The organism is Methanothermobacter thermautotrophicus str. Delta H, assembly GCF_000008645.1.
Taxonomy (GTDB): Archaea; Methanobacteriota; Methanobacteria; order Methanobacteriales; family Methanothermobacteraceae; genus Methanothermobacter; species Methanothermobacter thermautotrophicus.
In genome coordinates this window covers 622,967-640,380 of record NC_000916.1, presented here as the reverse complement: position 1 = coordinate 640,380, position 17,414 = coordinate 622,967, and the positions used below count along the sequence as shown (strand labels likewise).

The window sequence follows — 17,414 nt, the reverse complement described above, 5'->3', positions numbered from 1 at the left end:
TAAGGGAAAAGGTCCAGATACAGATCAGAAGCTGTGAACAGTTAACCAAGATGTCAGATAACGAACTCCTGCAAGTCCTATCAGCCTGTGACATATTTCTTGGAGAATACTTAAGTGACAGCGCATCTCAACGCCTACAAAAACTGCTCTCAACAAACCCAGGAATAACTAACAAAACAGGTGGCATATTCCTCATACTAGAACCTGCAATAGTCTATAATCCAGCATATACAAGTCTCATGAGATACTCAAACATCAAAGGAGAATACATCCTCTCCAACATACAAGATGAGCTCCTAATAGACTACTATCAAAATACCAAAAAAGGCGCCAATTTCGAACACGTGTTAAATTACATCTCATCATCTAATATTACTGGCATATTCTCACTAGAGTACAACATGGCGGTACTCTACAAAGACATCAATAATAATAATGCGTTTGTAAACCAGATCGTCTGGGCCCTCAATCTTATTGGGGTTCCAAACACTGGATACTGGAAACCTCCAATATGGGCAACCAGCGGCGAAAAACCATATGGGATTTACCGTCACGGATGGTATAACCTTACAGAATACATCAATAAATACTTCAGGGCGAACGCCACGGGTTGTATAGGGCTCCTTGAAAGTAAAATGTACGTGGACAATCAAAAACTACAACCATACTATGCTATTATCGATGCATTAGAGGCTAGAGGATTTAATGTTATACCAGTAGTGGCATATGGGGCCACGCCCGAACAATTAAAGGTTATGGTGGAATCATTCACTGATGCACCCGACGTTGAAAGCTTCTTCGCAAACCCATCCAAGTATAAGGTTTATGTTGATGCTATAGTGAGCATGCCAGCCTATGGTTTGGGCGGTGATCTTTTCACGAATGTTACAAAATTCTTTGAACTCATAAATGTACCAGTATTTAAGGCTTTACATTCTGATTATCTTCTTGCGGAGCAGTGGGATCTCAGCACCCTAGGATTAAGGCAACTTACAGGTGACAGATGGTGGCACATAGCCGTTTCAGAATCCCAGGGGATTATAGATTCGACAATTGTGGCCACGAACTCTGAACCGATCACAGACCCTGATACTGGATTATCTTATAGTCTCTACGAGATAATACCTGCGAATATTGAGCATCTTGCCGATGAGATAAAAGGTTGGGTTAAACTGAAAAGATTGTCGAACAATGAGAAAAAAGTGGCGTTAATCTACTATAATTATCCGCCAGGAAAGGATAATATCGGTTCAAGCTACCTTGACGTTATAACAAGCATCTATAATCTCCTTAACATCCTCAAAGATAATGGGTACACTGTAGAGAACATACCAGCCAATACAACAATACTCCATGATATGATAATCCAGAAGGGTATTAATGTCGCCCCATGGGCTCCTGGAGAACTTGAAAAACTTGCTAAAAATGCAATACTCTATCCAGTGGACAAGTACATGGAATGGTTCTCTAAGCTTGACGAGATCACAAAGATCCAAGTTATAGAGGGGCCTGTTGGATATATTGGAGAATTATGCAAAAGGGCGGTAGGATTGAATTATACAACTGGTATGGGAGATCGTATAGACTCCTGGTACGATGGTATAATATCCTTATTGCCGGAAAACAAGACAAATGTGGCCATATCAGTATTGGATAAGATAGTTGCGGCTCTCAAGAATTATATTTTAACTGGGGATCAAAGATACTATAATGAATTCTTGGGATATAAGAGGCAGTTCTTTGCCCTTAATATTAGTGGTTTATCTGGTTGGGGCCAGCCCCCCGGGGATATAATGACTGTGGAAAAGAATGGTACAAAATATTTTGTAATCCCAGGGATGTGGTTTGGTAACATCTTCATTTGTCCAGAGCCTCAGCGTGGATGGGAAGGAGATATTAACAAGCTTTATCATAGCATGGTGGTGGCTCCGCCACATCAGTATCTTGCAGTTTATGCTTACTTGCAGGAGAACACTGATGCGATGGTCCATCTTGGAAGACACGCTACTTATGAGTGGCTCCCTGGTAAAGAGGTTCTATTGGCATCCTCTGACTTCCCCAAGGTCGTGACTGGTGCCACTCCACAGATCTATTATTATATAGTGGATGGACTCGCAGAGGGCATCCAGGCCAAGAGGAGGGGATCAGCAGTTATCATAGACCATTTAACACCACCATTAACATTCACGGCATTATATGGTGGATACGCTTCTTTAGCAACTCTGGTGGGTCAATATGATGGTGCTGACAATTCAACAAAAACAGAGATAATCAGTAAGATAAGGAAGACAATACAGGATAATAATCTCACACAACTTATAGAAATGGCAATGGGAGTATCACTCAACAAACTATATGGGGATAAGCTAGTCCAGACAATAGAAGATTACCTGGGGCAGGTGCAGGATACATTGTATCCTCATGGTTTACATGCCATTGGTAAAAATTGGACAGAGGAGGAAGTGGCGATGCTAGTCTCTTCGATACTATCAGTGCCATTCCAAGTTTCTACCACTGAGGAGACAACATTACAGGATGAGGTGGCCCTCCTATTCTATAGAAAATCTTATGGGAACCTTACCAGTATACAAAAGGAGAAAGTGCAAGAAAATTGCATAGGGATCGTGAAGAGTGTCATCACTAATGGAGTGAATGCGACGCTTAACAATTTAACTAGCATGCCAACGGCTGGGCTGAAAAAGGCATTAGAGTTGGCTCGTGAATATGCGATGAAAGTATATGAGAGTATGGATGCTGAGGTAGAAGCTCTACTAGATGCTTTGAATTGTGGTTATATTCCACCGGGGGCTGGTAACGATCTGGTGAGCAACCCTGATGCGCTGCCAACGGGTAGGAATTTCTTCCAGGATCAAGCAGCGGAGATACCTACAAGAAGTTCATTTGAATATGGTAAGAGTTTAGCATTATTAACACTCCAAAACCTTAATGCTACTGTGGAGAAAATAGCTGTTGGTATATTCTGCACAGAAACGGCACGTGATGATGCAGCACTAGTATCAATGGTGCTGGCATTGCTTGGAATGGAACCTGACTGGTCTGATTCTCCAAGTGCTGGTGTGGGAGGTGCTAAACTTAAAGAAATGCCGAAATATGTAGAACTCAAGGATCTTGTGCGACCAGAGGGCTGGGAGAAAAAGAGGATTGACGTTGTGATTATAACAACGGGCTTATTCAGGGATCTTTACAGCAGGCAAGCCGGCCTACTTGACAAGGCGTTCAGAGTAGCCCTTGCAAGATCCTACTATACAATATTAGATGATACGAGGCTTAAACAAAAATATGGGGACAAGATAGAAAAGGCCCTAAATTATGTGGTAGGGCCTGTTGGATTCTATGGTATCGGTGACGAGTCATTAGATTACAATTATGTTGCTAAACATTGGGTTGAAGACTTTGAATATTACATGTCCCTTAATATGACCCCAGAGATTGCTGGGGAATATGCAATTTCAAAGATATTCGCCCCACCAGAGAATGATTATGGAGCTGGGATATCCAAGAGCATCCAGTTAAGCTGGACATGGGATGACAGAATGGAGCTTGCGGACTTCTACCTTAACAGGATGGGTAACATATACTCAAGCACCCAATGGGGATCATCAAATCCACTAGTCTTCAAAAGGGCGCTTAATGGTGTCAAGACAGTATTTACAAGTAGAAACACAAATCTCTATGGGGTCTTGGATAATGATGACTTCTTTGATTACTGGGGTGGACTTTCAGTTGCCATAGAAAGGGTGAATGGTGAAGCACCAACAATGTATGTTCTGAGTTATGGGAACAGAGGCTCCCCCCGGGCATTGACACTTGAAAGCTTTATGAGTCTGGAGGCAACAACTCGCTACTTCAACCCTGAATGGATCAGGGCCATGATGCAAAGCGACCCCACAGGTAGATACATCAGCAGGAAATTTATTTCTAACCTCATAGCATGGACAATTCTAAGAGACAGTTATACCCATGACGAGGTCTTTTCGAGCACATTTTATAGTAACCTCTGGCAGACAGCGTATAATGTATATCTCCAAGACAGCCTTCAAACAGGGGTTACAGATTGGCTTTCCAGCGGTAACAGGGCTTATGCGATGATAAGTATAACAGGGACCATGTTGAACGTCATCTATATGGGTTACTGGAAAACTGATGAGACCATCACCAGGAACATTGCTAACAGATGGGCTAAAATGATTGCTGAGCATGGAGTGGCATGCTGTGACTGCAGTTGTGGTAATCTTGCTATGATAGAATGGGCTATGCAGTATGTGAATCCTGATCTCATTGAAAAGGTTAAGGCGAAGATATACGCTGCCACGAAAAATGCAAACTTCGCACCTGCCGAAGATCATGGGGAGGGCGGTGAATCAGGTTCAACACCACGTACACAAGAGGGAACTGGGACCGGTAGTGCCGGTTCAAGCGCAAGAGATTCATCAGTTAGATCTGCAGGAACAACAGCATCCCTAGATGAGGTCGGGTTACAGAGGGGTACAGGAGAACCTGGCAAAGCAGGTGAAGGTAAATCTTATGAGATCACTAGAAGAGGTTCACAGGGATTTTCAAGTACAGGAATTTCATTTTATGCTATTATGGGGGTCTTGATTCTCGTGGTCCTTATGGCAATTGGTTACTTTAGGGCATCTAGAAAAGAGTATTAACCACATTTCTTTTTTTGGAAAATTGAATATTTGGTAGGTCTTTTTTCACTGAGTTGGGGTTTCTTTTCATCAAGTGATAATCCATCGTTTTTCTCTGATATCTGAAGCATATGGATTGTGTGTCACGCAATCTACACATTCTCTCTTTGATAGAACTAAGTGAACGTCATGTGGAGATTGGAACAAAGTGGTATCATTAGCTAAGATCAGATACTGATCAACGAAGAAAAGCTGACGTGGAGACAATATCTATGATCTAGAGAGCGGAGACAGTATATGAAATTGGAAAAATTCACATTTGTTCTGTACTTTTGATCCTCCAGCCTCAGCTTATCATTTAATTCGCTGGTGTTATCCCATGATGGATTATTTATTAGAGAAACTAAATCAATATAAATGGAGGTGATTATTCAATGTACTCAAGGAGGATGCAGAGGCATGTTCAGAGAATAGGGTACAATGTAAACAGATTCAGGGGTAGCCTTATACTTCTCAGGGGTGGGAGGGATCCACAGGAACTCAGGGATGAGTTCATGGATATAGAACGCTCCCTCACCAGGGTGTTCAGGGACATATCAAGTGAAATCCCGGATCCTGGGCTTGCTGATCTTCACAATTTGATATTTAAGGCCGTTGGGACCTACCTTGAGGCCATAAGGGAGTTCCTGAGATTCTATGATGATGGAGATGATGATCACTTCGTTCACTCTGGGCTCATGATAAACGAGGCCAACGAGTTAATGAACCAGGCTGCTGCAATGTTTAACGGCCTCTGATCAGCCCTCACCACTGATGAAGTGGATGTAGACGAACTCCACAAGGCGCCCGTAGATCCATGGGACCAGTATGAACATTGCAATACCGGCGATCCCTGTAAGGAGACCGAGGATCCATTCAGGATAAAAATTGGGTCTCCATGTTCCGATGATGTATGTGAGGGTGTTGATGAACTCTGTTGCAACTGCCATTATGAGTCCAGCCACCCAGTACCTTCCAAAGTCCTCAGCCATTCCAGCACCTTCCTGCATTTCACCCTATCTGATCCCTCGGGATGAACTTCAGTGCCGCTGAGTTCATGCAGTACCTCTTCCCTGTGGGCCTGGGACCATCATCGAATACATGGCCAAGGTGGGCGTCGCACCTTGCACAGAGGACCTCACAGCGTACCATCCCGAGGCTGCGATCCTCCCTCAGTTTAATGTTGTGTTCTGATACCACATCATAGAAGCTCGGCCATCCTGTCCCTGAATCGAATTTGGTTTCTGAGTCAAAGAGGTCTGTACCACAGCATATGCAGCGGTATATGCCGTCATCGTGGAGGTCATGATATTTACCTGTGAATGGTGGCTCTGTGCCGGCTTTCCTTGCAACACGGAAGGCTTCGGGGTCAAGTATCTCCCGCCACTCATCATCTGAGAGTTCAATCCTCTCAACCATTTCAACACGGTTTTTTGCAACAGAGAATATCGGGATCCTGTCTTTCATACGTCAAATTATGTGACTCATAACTTATTTAGTTAATGAGGGATTCACTTTCATAATCTCCATCTCTTGAAGGGGAACTGCTGGTGTTTTTTCAAGCATCTTAAGAAAAAAAGGGTTTTGTTTTTTTCTGTGGTCTGATATTCAGAAAAAAAGATTTCGTGGCTTTTCAGGCAAATTCAATGGTGCTTGGCGGCTTATCACTTACAGAAAGAGCCACATGGGTTACCTCAGGTATCTCGGCGGTTATGCGCTTTGATATCCTCTTTATGAGATCCCATGGAAGTTCAGGGACACTTGCTGTCATTGCGTCAAGAGATTCAACCATCCTTATAACCACGAGGTATCCGAAGTCCCTCACGTCCCCCTTGACCCCGGTGACCATGGTGTCAGTAAGTACAGCGAAGTACTGCCAGAGACTCTCGTGGAGGCCGCTTTCAACGACCTCCTCCTCGACGATGGCGTTGGCCCTTCGGCATATCTCAATCTTCTCCCGGGTTATCTCCCCGACTATCCTCACTGCAAGTCCTGGACCCGGGAAGGGTTGCCTCTGGATCATCTCACGTGGAAGACCCAGTTCAAGGCCAATTTCACGTACCTCATCCTTGTAGAGCTCCCTTATTGGTTCAACTATCTCGAGTACAAGTCCGTGTGGGAGTGCGACGTTGTGGTGGGACTTTATCTGACCCTCACTTTCAATCCAGTCAGGGGCTATTGTGCCCTGCACCAGGTACCTGGCACCTATCTCCTCGGCTACCCTTTCAAAGACCTCAATGAACACCCTTCCGATTATCTTACGCTTCTCCTCAGGGTCTGTGACACCCTCAAGTTCCTTCAGGAACTCCTCTGAGGCGTCAATGTAGCGGAAGTTCAGGCGTTCACTGAATGTTTTTCTCACGTACTCTGCTTCTCCCTCCCTGAGGAGTCCATGGTCAACAAATACCGCTGTGAGGTTATCTCCGATGGCCCTACCGGCAAGAACAGATGCCACGGAACTGTCAACTCCTCCTGATAGTGCTATTATGGCCTTTTCGTTACCAACGGTACTTCTTATCTCTTCAACTGCTTCTTCAATAAAATCAGATGGATTCAGCATAAGCATCACCGAATAAAAATGATTGATTTATTATCTTGCAGGACATCTATTTAATGTTAAGGATGGACGGTGTTCTGACCCGTGTTAGGGTGGGTACCTTCAGGTCCCAGTTCATGACCTGCAGACATCATAGAAGTTCTCGAAGACCCTGTGGCCCTCCCTCGTATGGTGGACCTCGGGGTGGAACTGTATACCATACACAGGTTTATCATGGTGTTTCATGGCCTCCACTTCACATATGCTTGATGTTGCGAGGACGTCAAACTCGTCAGGTAGCTTCTTAACCTCGTCCTTGTGGGAGGCCCATACACTCATCCTTGGCCCGAGTCCCCTGAATATGTCGTCCTCGTCGAGTATCTCAAGTTCGATCTGGGCGTAGCTCTCCGCCTCTGCCGTTGCAACTTCTCCACCGTAGGCCTTTGCTATCAGCTGGTGGCCCAGGCATATGCCGAGGATGGGTATTTCAAGCTTCTGTATGTACTCCACACAGTTACCGGACCTCTCAAGTGATGGTCCACCACCGAGTATGAGGCCCTCGGGGTCCCTTGAGATGATCTCATCAAGTGGTGTGGTGTTGGGTACAAGCTCGGAGGGTATCTGGAGGTACCTGAGTGTCCTGTGTATCCTGTGATTGTACTGCCCGTGATTGTTGATGATGAGTATCATAAACATTCTCCTCTTCTGATTCTGAAAAGCTATTTATATTTTACCGAATAATTAAATATTATGGAGGCAGTGGATATAATTTACATTCTGGTTGCACTCGTCCTTGCAGTTGTCGCTTTCTATGTTCTGGTATGGCTGCTACCCGTGTTAGTGGTCCTTATAATTGCATACATCATATACATCTTCCTGCGGGGAAGGAGTGTTTGATACTCAAGCTGATGCTATCCTGAATAATCATATCTGGAGAGTAGCAGATGCGCAACCTGATTTAAACTCATTTCATAAAAAGAATTAGTAGGTAAGTGACTTTCAGTAGCTCTGTATTTCACGGTAGGCGTAGGTTGCTGCGATGGCACCCTCTGCACATGCCGTTACCCACTGGTTCAGACCCCCTGTTATATCCCCTGCGGCATAAACGAGGGGCACGTTTGTCCTCTGGAATTTGTCTGTGATGATGTAGCCTCCTTTATCCACCTCAACACCGAGGTCAACTGCAAGCTGGTTGAGGGGCTCTTCGCCGATTGCTATGAATACACCGTCAACCTTGAGGGTCTCGTCCCTGCCGGTTACACGGTTGTGGATGATGACCTCCTCAACCCTCTCATCACCCCCTATCTCCTTAACCACAGAGTTCCAGATCACAGGGATCTCCATCTCACGAAGCTTGTCCTGGAGGTACTTATCAGCCCTCAGCTCATCCCTCCGATGGACTATACTCACATCACAGCCTATGTTCTTTAGGAAAACGGCCTCCTGGGCTGCGCTGTTACCACCTCCAACCATCAGGACCTTTCGACCCTTGTATAGGGGGCCATCGCAGGTTGCACAGTAGCAGACACCCCGCCCCAGAAGGTCGTTCTCACCTGGGACTCCAAGCTGCCTGTGTTTGCTGCCGGTTGCAAAGATGATTGCCGAGGCGGTGTAGGTGTCCCTTGATGTCTTGACCGTGAACACATCACCTTTCTCTATCTCCTTAACCTCCTCCATTTCCCTCAGCTCTGCAACAGCGGTGGCCTGTTTCTTCATCTTTGTAACGAGGCTCATTCCCGCGATCATCTCGAATCCCGGGTAGTTCTCCATCATGGGCACCTCGAGGCCCAGTCCACCGGCCGGGCCCTTATCCAGCATCAGGACGCTGCTTCCCTGCCTTCCACCATAGATACCGGCTGTGAGCCCTGCAGGGCCAGCCCCTATAACTATCATGTCATAATCAGTCATCATACCACCTTAATCATTATCTTGGTCACCGGTGGAGATAAAGATTTCACATTCAGTTAACCGGTTCATATTAAAAAGGAGGTGGAGCTTTAGGGTCTGCTGAGCACCCTCAATAATAAAAAAAGGGGGCTGGTTTTTTCAGAGCCTCTCCTGGATCTTCTCCCGGAGGATCCTGTTTACAACCTTACCATCTGCCCTTCCACGGAGCCTGCCCATGGCCTGCCCCATCAGAGGACCCATGGCACCCATACCCCTCTCAGAGATCATATCAAGGTTACCCTCAACGATCTCCTGGATTATGGACTCGATCTCATCCTCAGCGAGGAGCAGGAGGTTGAGCTTACGAGCAGCATCCTCCGCTGCAAGGCCCTCATCAGCCATGCAGGCCACTATGTCCCTGAGGGCATCCTTTGAGATCTTACCGACCTCAAGGAGTTTAATGGCGTCTCTCAGTTCATCAAGGCCCAGCCCGTCCACATCATGGCCCTCCCTCCTGAGCTCCCTCAGGGTGTAGGCCAGGAGTGATGCTATGACAGTGGTATCGACCCTGAATTCTGTAAGGGCCTCAAATTCATCAACAAGGTTACGCTTAACGAGCTGTGATGCCAGGTCCTCACTCAGACCGTAGTCCCTCATTATCCTCTCCTTCTTCTCTGAGGGGAGTTCAGGCAGGTTCCTCCTGATGCCCTCCAGGAGGTCATCCTCTATCCGGAATAAGGGTATGTCTGTTTCAAGGTACATCCTGCTTGAGGTTGGCAGGGGCCTGAGGTACTGTGTGTTACCGTCAGGCAGCGCCTTCCTTGTCTCCTCAGGCACACCCTGGATTGCCATCTCCGCACGCCTTATAACCTCCCTGAGGGCATTCTCGGCGGTGACCCTTTCATGGGCAACCATGACAACCGCATCACCCTGGGAGGCACCCACGGCATCCCTGAGGCCCCGAACCTCTTCCTCTGTTATACCGTAGGCAGGGAGTTCATCGGTGTGGAATATGCCACTCACACCCCGCTTTTTAGCATAATCAGCCATCTCGGTGCCGAGACGCCTTCCTGGCTGGATTTCAACCCCTATGAGACCATCAAAGCCCCTCAGTTTAACTGCGAGTACAGACTCCGCCGAGGAGATTATCCTGGATTCTGTATCTGCGAAGACCTCTGACACATCGAATATCTTATCCTCAACCACAGCACCCCTCTCCTGGAGGGTGTCCCTTATCTCAACCAGACTGAGCTGCCTCTTAACCTCCCTCTCAACTATCTCGGGTATGAGGTCAAGGTCCTGGACCCCCTTAACCTCCACCCGGGCACCATCACGTATGGATATGTTGAGGTCCTGCCTTATGGTTCCAAGGCCCCTCTTGACCCTGGTGCTCCTCAGGATCTGCCCTATCTGGTAGGCAACCTCCCTCAGCTGCTGTGGGTCGCTCATTGATGGGTCGGTGGTTATCTCAACGAGGGGTATGCCCAGGCGGTCCAGTCTGAAGACCACGCCGTCCCCTGTCTCCCTGATCCTCCTGGCGGCGTCCTCCTCAAGGCAGAGGTTCTCTATTTTAACTGTTCCCTGGGGGGTTTCGAGGTGTCCGTCGGTTGCAACAAGACCTGTCCTCTGGAATCCTCCGGTGTTACTTCCATCGATCACCTGCTTCCTCATGGTGTGGAACTCATCAACAACCCTCATATTGAGGAGGAGTGCGATTGTAACTGCGATTTCAAGTGCCTCAGGGTTCAGGGGGTGCGGCGGCTCCTCATCAGCCTCAACGAGGCATGTTTCCTCGTGGTAGTTCTCGTAGTGGAAGTGGAGCTTCCTCATGGCCTCCTCGAAGGCTGCTCTGTCGAATTTTCCGAGCTCGCTCTGGGTTGGCCTGAGGTTCCTCACAATATCATGGTCGGGTTCAGAGTCAGTGAGCTCTGTTCTGCAGGGACAGAAGAGTTTGCTCTCTGTATCAAGCTGCTGGTGTATTTCAAGGCCCATTTTGAGTCCTACTTTTTCCCAGTCCATTGTATCATCCCCTGAAGTATGCTATCGATGTCCTCTCATTGATCTCACCTGCAATGTTCTCCCTCATCATCTCACGGGCCATTTCAGGGTCATCTGTCTGTCCCAGGACCCAGCACATCTTCACGTAGGCAACCTCCGGGAGCATGTCATCGCAGGGTATGACACCTGCCTGCAGCAGTCTTCGCCCTGTACTGTAGACGTTCATGTTCACCCTTCCGTTCAGGCACTGGGACGTCATTGCCACAGGGACTCCCATATCATGGGCCTCCCCTATGACCGGTATCAGGGTGTCAGGGCAGTGACCGAGGCCTGTGCCCTCAATGACGATACCCCTGTAGCCCTCATCGAGGTGCCATTTTATGATATCAGGGGATATTCCAGGGTAGCTCTTTATGAAGGCGACCCTCTCCTCCACGCGGTCGCTGAGTTCCAGTTCATCTGAGCCCCTTTTTCTGTAGTTTTCCTCGAGGATTTTAATGCCATCGGGTGTCACCTCTGCAAGGGGAAGGGCGTTCATGCTTCTGAAGGTGTCCCTCCGGGATGTGTGCATCTTCCTCACCTTCACGCCCCGGTGGAGGTGGCAGCTGAGGTCGTCCATGGTCGCGTGCATGCAGACTGTGACCTCTGCGATTTCTGAGGTCGCTGCCCTGACAGAGCACTGTATGTTGAGGCTTGCATCTGAGGAGGGTCTGTCTGAGCTCCTCTGGGCGCCGGTGAATACCACAGGTACCGGGGTCCTGAGCATGAAACTGAGGGCGGCTGAGGTGTAGTGCATGGTGTCTGTTCCATGGGCTACCACCACCCCATCTGCACCATCCTTTATCTCACCGTAAACTGCCCTGGCTGTTTCGACCCAGTATTCTGGTTTCATGTTCTCGCTGAGTATGTTGAAAACTGCACGCCCCCTTATATTTGCAATGTCCAGGAGTTCGGGGTTTGCACGGAGAAGGTCATCTGCTGTGAATGCAGGGTGAACAGCCCCTGTGCGGTAATCTATTATGGATGCAACGGTACCACCTGTTGATATTATTGATACATCAGGTAATTCTGGATCTTCAGCGGCTTCAACTGGCGGGAGTTCTATCCTTGGCTCGGATCCCTTCTCAAGGAGCTCTATCCGCGCATCGCTGATTTCAACTCCGATATTGTAACCGTTTTCAAGTTTCAGGACTATGTGTCTGTCATCTGCATCGTCTGCACGGTCAAGGACCATGCCCTCATAGGTGACGTCTGGTTTCTCAACCAGCACCATGTCCCCCACATCTATGGAGGCTGATTCCAGGAATTTCCTTGCTCTTCCCTGGTAGGACATTATAATTCCCCCTCAATGTTTTCTCTTGCCCACTCTGCACCTGCCTCAAGGATCCTCAGGTTCATATCTATGATCTTTTCCTTACCTGCGAAGGTGAATTTTATGGCCTCCCTGAATGATTCCTCATCAAGGCCTGTGAGTCCGAGGGCCATCATAACCCCCAGCATGACCGTGTTGGCGGCCCTTGCTGTTCCATGTTTCCTTGCGATCTCAAGGGCGGGCACACCCATGGCCCTCACGGCACCACCACTGAAGCTGGCTGTTGTGGAGTCATAGAGTATGATTCCCCCATCGGCCACGTCATCTGCGAATTCATCGAGTGATGGCTGGTTGAGGGCCACCAGGACGTCGGGTGTGTCAACTGCAGGTGAACCCACCCTTTCACCGGATATAACAACGCCGCAGCTTGAGGTGCCCCCCCTCTGTTCGGGGCCATAGGCAGGGTACCAGGATGTGTGTCTGCCCTCGCTGCAGGCTGCCTGGGCGAGTGTCAGTCCCATGCTCAGGACGCCCTGACCACCGAAACCTGCAATCTTCACCCTCACCTCAGGGAATTCAGGGTCATCCACAGGGTCCGGGACGGAGTCCTCCCTGATCTGGAATATCCTGTCAAGACTCTCCCTAGAGAAGTCACTCTCTGACCTTATCAGCGGCTCTGTTTCGGCTGAACGGTCCCTGAAGTTCTTTACAGGGAATTCCTTCTCCATCTCCTCCTTGAGGAACCTTTCTGCACCTTCAGCGTCCTGTCTGAGATTTGTGGGGCAGGGAGACAGTACCTCAACGAATGCGTATCCTTTACCATCTCTCTGGATCTCCAGTGCCCTTTTAATGGCCCTTCTTGCCCTTCTTATCCGCTTGGGGTCTGCCAGTGACACCCGTTCTATGAATACAGGGGCCTGAAGGTTGTCCAGAAGTTCGCACATGTGGAGGGGGTAACCTGCGTACCTGGGATCCCTGCCGGTGGGGCAGGTGACAGTCACCTCACCTACAAGGGTTGTTGGTGCCATCTGGCCTCCGGTCATACCGTAGACGGTGTTGTTTACGAAGAACACCGCAAGTTTCTCCCCGCGGTTGGCTGCCTGTATGGTCTCGTTGAGGCCGATTGATGCAAGGTCCCCGTCGCCCTGGTAGAGTATGACAACCGCGTCGTCCTCTGCACGGGATATCCCTGTTCCAACGGCAGGGGCGCGGCCATGGGCCACCTGGACGTTTCCACAGTCAAAGTAGTAGTAGGCGAATACCGCGCAGCCCACCGGACTTATCATGACGGCCCTTTCCTGTATCCCGAGTTCATCCATGGCTTCCCCTATCAGCTTGTGCAGTATACCGTGCCCGCATCCTGCACAGTAGTGTGTTGCTGTGGGTGCGCTTCCACCCTTCCTCTCAAATACATCGTGGAGTGAATCCGGCTTTCTGATCACCTTCTTAGTCACTGGAATCCCCCGCAACTTCTCTGATCTTCTCAAGAACATCCCTGAGTTCTATAAGGTTTCCACCCATCCTGTTAACGAGTTCAACGTCCCTGCAGCCTGAGGCCATCCTTATATCCTCCCTCATCTGTCCGCTGCTCATCTCAACTGATATGAACCTGCAGCCACCATCTGCAAGTTCACGGATTCTGTCTGATGGGAACGGGAAGAGTGTTATGGGTCTGAGGAGGCCCACATTTATACCCTCTGCCCTCGCAGTTTCAACGGCGCTCCTGGCCACCCTGCTGCTTATACCATAGGCCACCATGACGATCTCTGCATCATCCACCAGATACTCCTCGTATCTCACCTCGTTCTCCTCTATCCTGGCATACTTCTCCTGGAGGTAGAAGTTGAACTCCTCAAGCTCATCAAAGTCAAGGAATATTGAGGTTACAAGGTTTTTCATTGTCTCCCTGTTACCGCAGACAGCCCATGAGGTGTCTGGTCTGTGCTCAACTGCCTCCTCCGGGAAGCGCAGTGGTTCAGCCATCTGACCGAGCACGGCATCTGTGAGGACAACCACAGGGTTCCTGTACTTATCTGCCAGTTCAAAGGCCTCCATTGTGAGGTCGCACATCTCCTGGACGCTGCTGGGTGCCAGTACCATGTTACGGTAGTTTCCGTGCCCTCCGCCCTTCACAATCTGGTTGTAGTCTCCCTGCTCCGGTCCAATATTTCCGAGACCCGGACCGGCCCTCATCACATCCACTATGACTGCAGGGAGCTCTGCACCGGCAAGGAAGGAGATCCCCTCCTGTTTCAGACTTATGCCGGGCCCTGATGATGCTGTCATTACCCTGTGCCCTGCTGCGGCTGCACCGTATACCATGTTTATGGCTGCCTCCTCTGATTCTGCCTGCACGAATTTCCTTCCCACCATTGGGAAGTACCTTGAAGCCTCATGGAGTATCTCACTTGCCGGTGTTATGGGGTAGCCGAAGTAGCAGTCGCAGCCAGCATACATTGCCCCTATTATCACCGCAGTGTTTCCCTTAACCATCTGTGTTGCCATCTTCACACCTCTCTATGTGGACCTCAATGGCGTTTATCTCGGGGCAGGTGTAGTAGCAGTTTCCGCATCCATTGCACCCCTCTCCCCGGTACTCAACGTAGTGATAGCCCCTCTCATTGATTTTGCTGCTCATCTGGAGGACCTTCCTGGGGCATGCGATTATGCAGCGTTCACATGCCTTGCACTCCACACTGTTTATTACAGGATAGGCCTTCTTCATGGGTTTTCACCGTCTCCTTCAAGGTCATGTTCACGGATCTCGACACGCCTTATCTTACCGCTTATGGTCTTGGGCAGCTCATCAACGAATTCAACTATCCTCGGGTACTTGTAGGGCGCGGTCACACGCTTAACATGGTCCTGGATCTCCTTTTTCAGCTCCTCTGAGGGTTCATAGCCCCTGGCAAGGACGATGGTGGCCTTCACAACCTGTCCCCTTATGGGGTCAGGGTATCCTGTTACTGCACACTCCAGGACCGATGGGTGGGATATGATGGCACTTTCAACCTCGAAGGGCCCTATACGGTAACCGGAACTCTTTATGATGTCATCTGTTCTCCCAACGAACCACATGTAGCCGTCTTCATCCATCCAGGCGGTGTCCCCTGTGTGGTAGTATCAGTCGTGCCATACCTCTGAGGTCTTCTCAGGGTTCCTGTAGTATCCGTTGAAGAGACCGAGGGGTTTGCCCTCAGCGGTTCTTATGACTATCTCACCCTCCTCACCGACGTCCACAGGGTCACCGTTCCTGTCCACCAGTTCAACAGGGTAGCCGGGGGATGGCTTGCCCATTGAACCAGGTTTTGGCTCCATCCACGGGAAGTTTGCTATGCACACAACGCATTCTGTCTGCCCGAATCCCTCCATTAGCTGGAGGCCGGTGTGTTCCCGGAACCTCTCAAATACCTCGGGGTTCAGGGGCTCCCCAGCTGTAACAGCATATTCGATTCCTGAGAGGTCATATCTTGACAGGTCCTCCTTTATGAGAAACCTGTATATCGTTGGAGGGGCGCAGAATGTGGTTATCTCGTATTTTTCAAGTTTCTCCAGCATCTTCTCAGGGTCAAAGCGGTCATAGTCATAGACGAAGACAGCGCTTCCAGCTATCCACTGACCGTAGATCTGACCCCACATGGCCTTTGCCCAGCCGGTGTCTGCAACCGTGTAGTGGAGGCCGTCCTCCCTGACGTTCTGCCAGTACTTCGCTGTTATTATATGGCCCAGGGGATAGGTGTGGTCGTGTTCTATCATCTTGGGCATTCCTGTTGTGCCCGATGAGAAGTAGACGATGAGGGTGTCATCCCCACCGGCACAGGCCTCTGGCCTTTCGAAGTCGGCTGGAAGTTTCATGATTTCTTTTCTGAGATTTATCCAGCCGTCCCTATCAGTGTCACCAACCAGGACCCTCCGGGTATCTGAGCCCAGTTCAGCGATGGCTCCCTCAAATACTTCAGGGACACCGTCCTCTGCTATGCAGACAACCATCTTTATGTCCGCCTCCCTTATACGGTAGACGATGTCCTTCTCCTTGAGCATGTGTGTGGCCGGGATTGCTATGGCCCCTATCCTGTGGAGCCCCAGGAGGGCGTACCAGAAGTCATACCTTGCCTTGAGGGTCAGCATGACTGTGTCACCCTTCTGTATACCCTCCTTGGTGAAGAAATTCGCGGCCCTGCTGGATAGGTCCCGGAGTTCACCGAAGGTTATCCTTTTCTCCTCGCCATGGTCGTTGCACCAGACCAGGGCCACCTTATCAGGTTCAATTTCAGCGTATCTGTCAACCACATCGTATGCGAAGTTGAAGTTTTCGGGGACATTTATTCTGAAGTTGTCACGGAAATCCTCGTATGAATCAAATTCAACACGGTTCACGAATTCGTTGATGAGAGCAGTCATAGGTACACCTCTACATTATTATTGCCAGGAACCTTGCCTTTTTGCCGTCCAGGGCCTCCATGGCGTGTTCATAGGATGAGTCAAAGAATATGGAGTCCCCTTCGTTGAGTATTATCTCATTGTCGTGTATGTAGAACTTTATGCGCCCCTCAAGGACGTAGTTGAATTCCTGGCCAGGGTGGCTGTTGGTTTTTGGTTTCTCCTCCCGGGGTTCGACTGTGACTATGAAGGGTTCAGCCTTCTTGTGTATGAACTTCTCTGCAAGGTTCTCATAGCGGTACTGTTTTCTTCTTTCAACCTCCACACCCTTGCCCTTCCTGGTTACGGTGAAGATGTGCATACGGGTCTCCTCTCCTGTGAGGAGCAGTCCCATGTCCACACCCAGCCTGTGGGCTATCTCGAAGAGTATGCTTGCAGGGATATCATCCTCTCCTGTCTCATAGCGGCGGTACGTTTCAACGTCGATTTTCAGGTAATCGGCCATCTCTTCTTCCGTGATTTCTGAGAGTTCCCTGAGTTCCCTTACACGGGAACCTATCTCCTTGCTTTTCTCTTTCATGATTACACCTCATCAGCGTCAGGAAAA

The 17,414-nt window shown here is 49.2% G+C and carries 14 protein-coding genes and 1 pseudogene; 3 read left to right on the top strand and 12 right to left on the bottom strand.

Annotated elements, in window-relative coordinates; translation table 11 throughout:
- Window positions 1-50 precede the first annotated feature (50 nt).
- Window positions 51-4,676: a cobaltochelatase subunit CobN gene (locus tag MTH_RS03345; RefSeq protein ID WP_338101052.1), complete on the top strand. Its 4,626-nt coding sequence runs from the start codon at window positions 51-53 to the stop codon at window positions 4,674-4,676.
- A gap of 413 nt (window positions 4,677-5,089) precedes the next feature.
- Window positions 5,090-5,452, top strand: a complete 363-nt coding sequence (locus tag MTH_RS03340; protein WP_010876352.1) for a hypothetical protein — start codon at window positions 5,090-5,092, stop codon at window positions 5,450-5,452.
- Here the strand turns inward: MTH_RS03340 and MTH_RS03335 are convergent, their stop codons facing one another.
- The 4 genes from MTH_RS03335 to MTH_RS03320 form a co-directional block, all read right to left on the bottom strand.
- Entirely contained in the window at window positions 5,453-5,686 is a 234-nt protein-coding gene (locus MTH_RS03335; RefSeq protein WP_143485755.1) for a hypothetical protein, read from the bottom strand.
- Window positions 5,687-5,705: 19 nt separating this feature from the next.
- Window positions 5,706-6,161 carry a peptide-methionine (R)-S-oxide reductase MsrB gene (gene msrB, locus MTH_RS03330; protein WP_010876350.1) on the bottom strand — a complete coding sequence of 152 codons (456 nt, stop codon included), beginning with the start codon at window positions 6,159-6,161 and terminating at the stop codon, window positions 5,706-5,708.
- Between the two features lie 166 nt (window positions 6,162-6,327).
- Window positions 6,328-7,254, bottom strand: a complete 927-nt coding sequence (gene guaA, locus MTH_RS03325) for a glutamine-hydrolyzing GMP synthase (protein WP_048060888.1) — start codon at window positions 7,252-7,254, stop codon at window positions 6,328-6,330.
- A gap of 111 nt (window positions 7,255-7,365) precedes the next feature.
- Window positions 7,366-7,920: a GMP synthase subunit A gene (locus MTH_RS03320; protein WP_048060887.1), complete on the bottom strand. Its 555-nt coding sequence runs from the start codon at window positions 7,918-7,920 to the stop codon at window positions 7,366-7,368.
- A gap of 60 nt (window positions 7,921-7,980) precedes the next feature.
- Between MTH_RS03320 and MTH_RS09815 the strand changes: the two genes are divergently transcribed.
- Complete coding sequence (locus tag MTH_RS09815; RefSeq protein ID WP_162828724.1) at window positions 7,981-8,127, top strand: hypothetical protein; 147 nt, start codon at window positions 7,981-7,983, stop codon at window positions 8,125-8,127.
- Window positions 8,128-8,229: 102 nt separating this feature from the next.
- Here MTH_RS09815 and trxB read toward each other — a convergent pair whose 3' ends face one another.
- The 8 genes and pseudogenes from trxB to MTH_RS03280 all read right to left on the bottom strand — a co-directional run bounded on the left by trxB (window position 8,230) and on the right by MTH_RS03280 (window position 17,387).
- Complete coding sequence (gene trxB, locus MTH_RS03315; protein ID WP_048060886.1) at window positions 8,230-9,138, bottom strand: thioredoxin-disulfide reductase; 909 nt, start codon at window positions 9,136-9,138, stop codon at window positions 8,230-8,232.
- A gap of 138 nt (window positions 9,139-9,276) precedes the next feature.
- Window positions 9,277-11,136: a Glu-tRNA(Gln) amidotransferase subunit GatE gene (gene gatE / locus MTH_RS03310; RefSeq protein WP_010876346.1), complete on the bottom strand. Its 1,860-nt coding sequence runs from the start codon at window positions 11,134-11,136 to the stop codon at window positions 9,277-9,279.
- Window positions 11,137-11,140: 4 nt separating this feature from the next.
- Complete coding sequence (gene gatD, locus MTH_RS03305; protein WP_010876345.1) at window positions 11,141-12,448, bottom strand: Glu-tRNA(Gln) amidotransferase subunit GatD; 1,308 nt, start codon at window positions 12,446-12,448, stop codon at window positions 11,141-11,143.
- Entirely contained in the window at window positions 12,448-13,920 is a 1,473-nt protein-coding gene (locus MTH_RS03300) for a 2-oxoacid:acceptor oxidoreductase family protein (protein ID WP_048060885.1), read from the bottom strand. The genes gatD and MTH_RS03300 overlap by 1 nt, the downstream gene beginning before the upstream one ends.
- The gene (gene vorB, locus MTH_RS03295; protein WP_048060884.1) at window positions 13,874-14,932 is read right to left on the bottom strand and encodes a 3-methyl-2-oxobutanoate dehydrogenase subunit VorB; all 1,059 of its coding nucleotides are present in this window, start codon (window positions 14,930-14,932) and stop codon (window positions 13,874-13,876) included. The genes MTH_RS03300 and vorB overlap by 47 nt, the downstream gene beginning before the upstream one ends.
- Entirely contained in the window at window positions 14,913-15,152 is a 240-nt protein-coding gene (gene vorC / locus MTH_RS03290; RefSeq protein ID WP_010876342.1) for a 3-methyl-2-oxobutanoate dehydrogenase subunit VorC, read from the bottom strand. Before vorC ends, vorB begins: the two co-directional genes overlap by 20 nt.
- Window positions 15,149-16,828, bottom strand: a pseudogene (locus MTH_RS03285) (AMP-binding protein). Before MTH_RS03285 ends, vorC begins: the two are co-directional and overlap by 4 nt.
- 10 nt (window positions 16,829-16,838) lie before the next feature.
- The gene (locus MTH_RS03280) at window positions 16,839-17,387 is read right to left on the bottom strand and encodes a helix-turn-helix domain-containing protein (protein WP_010876339.1); all 549 of its coding nucleotides are present in this window, start codon (window positions 17,385-17,387) and stop codon (window positions 16,839-16,841) included.
- Window positions 17,388-17,414: the final 27 nt, after the last annotated feature.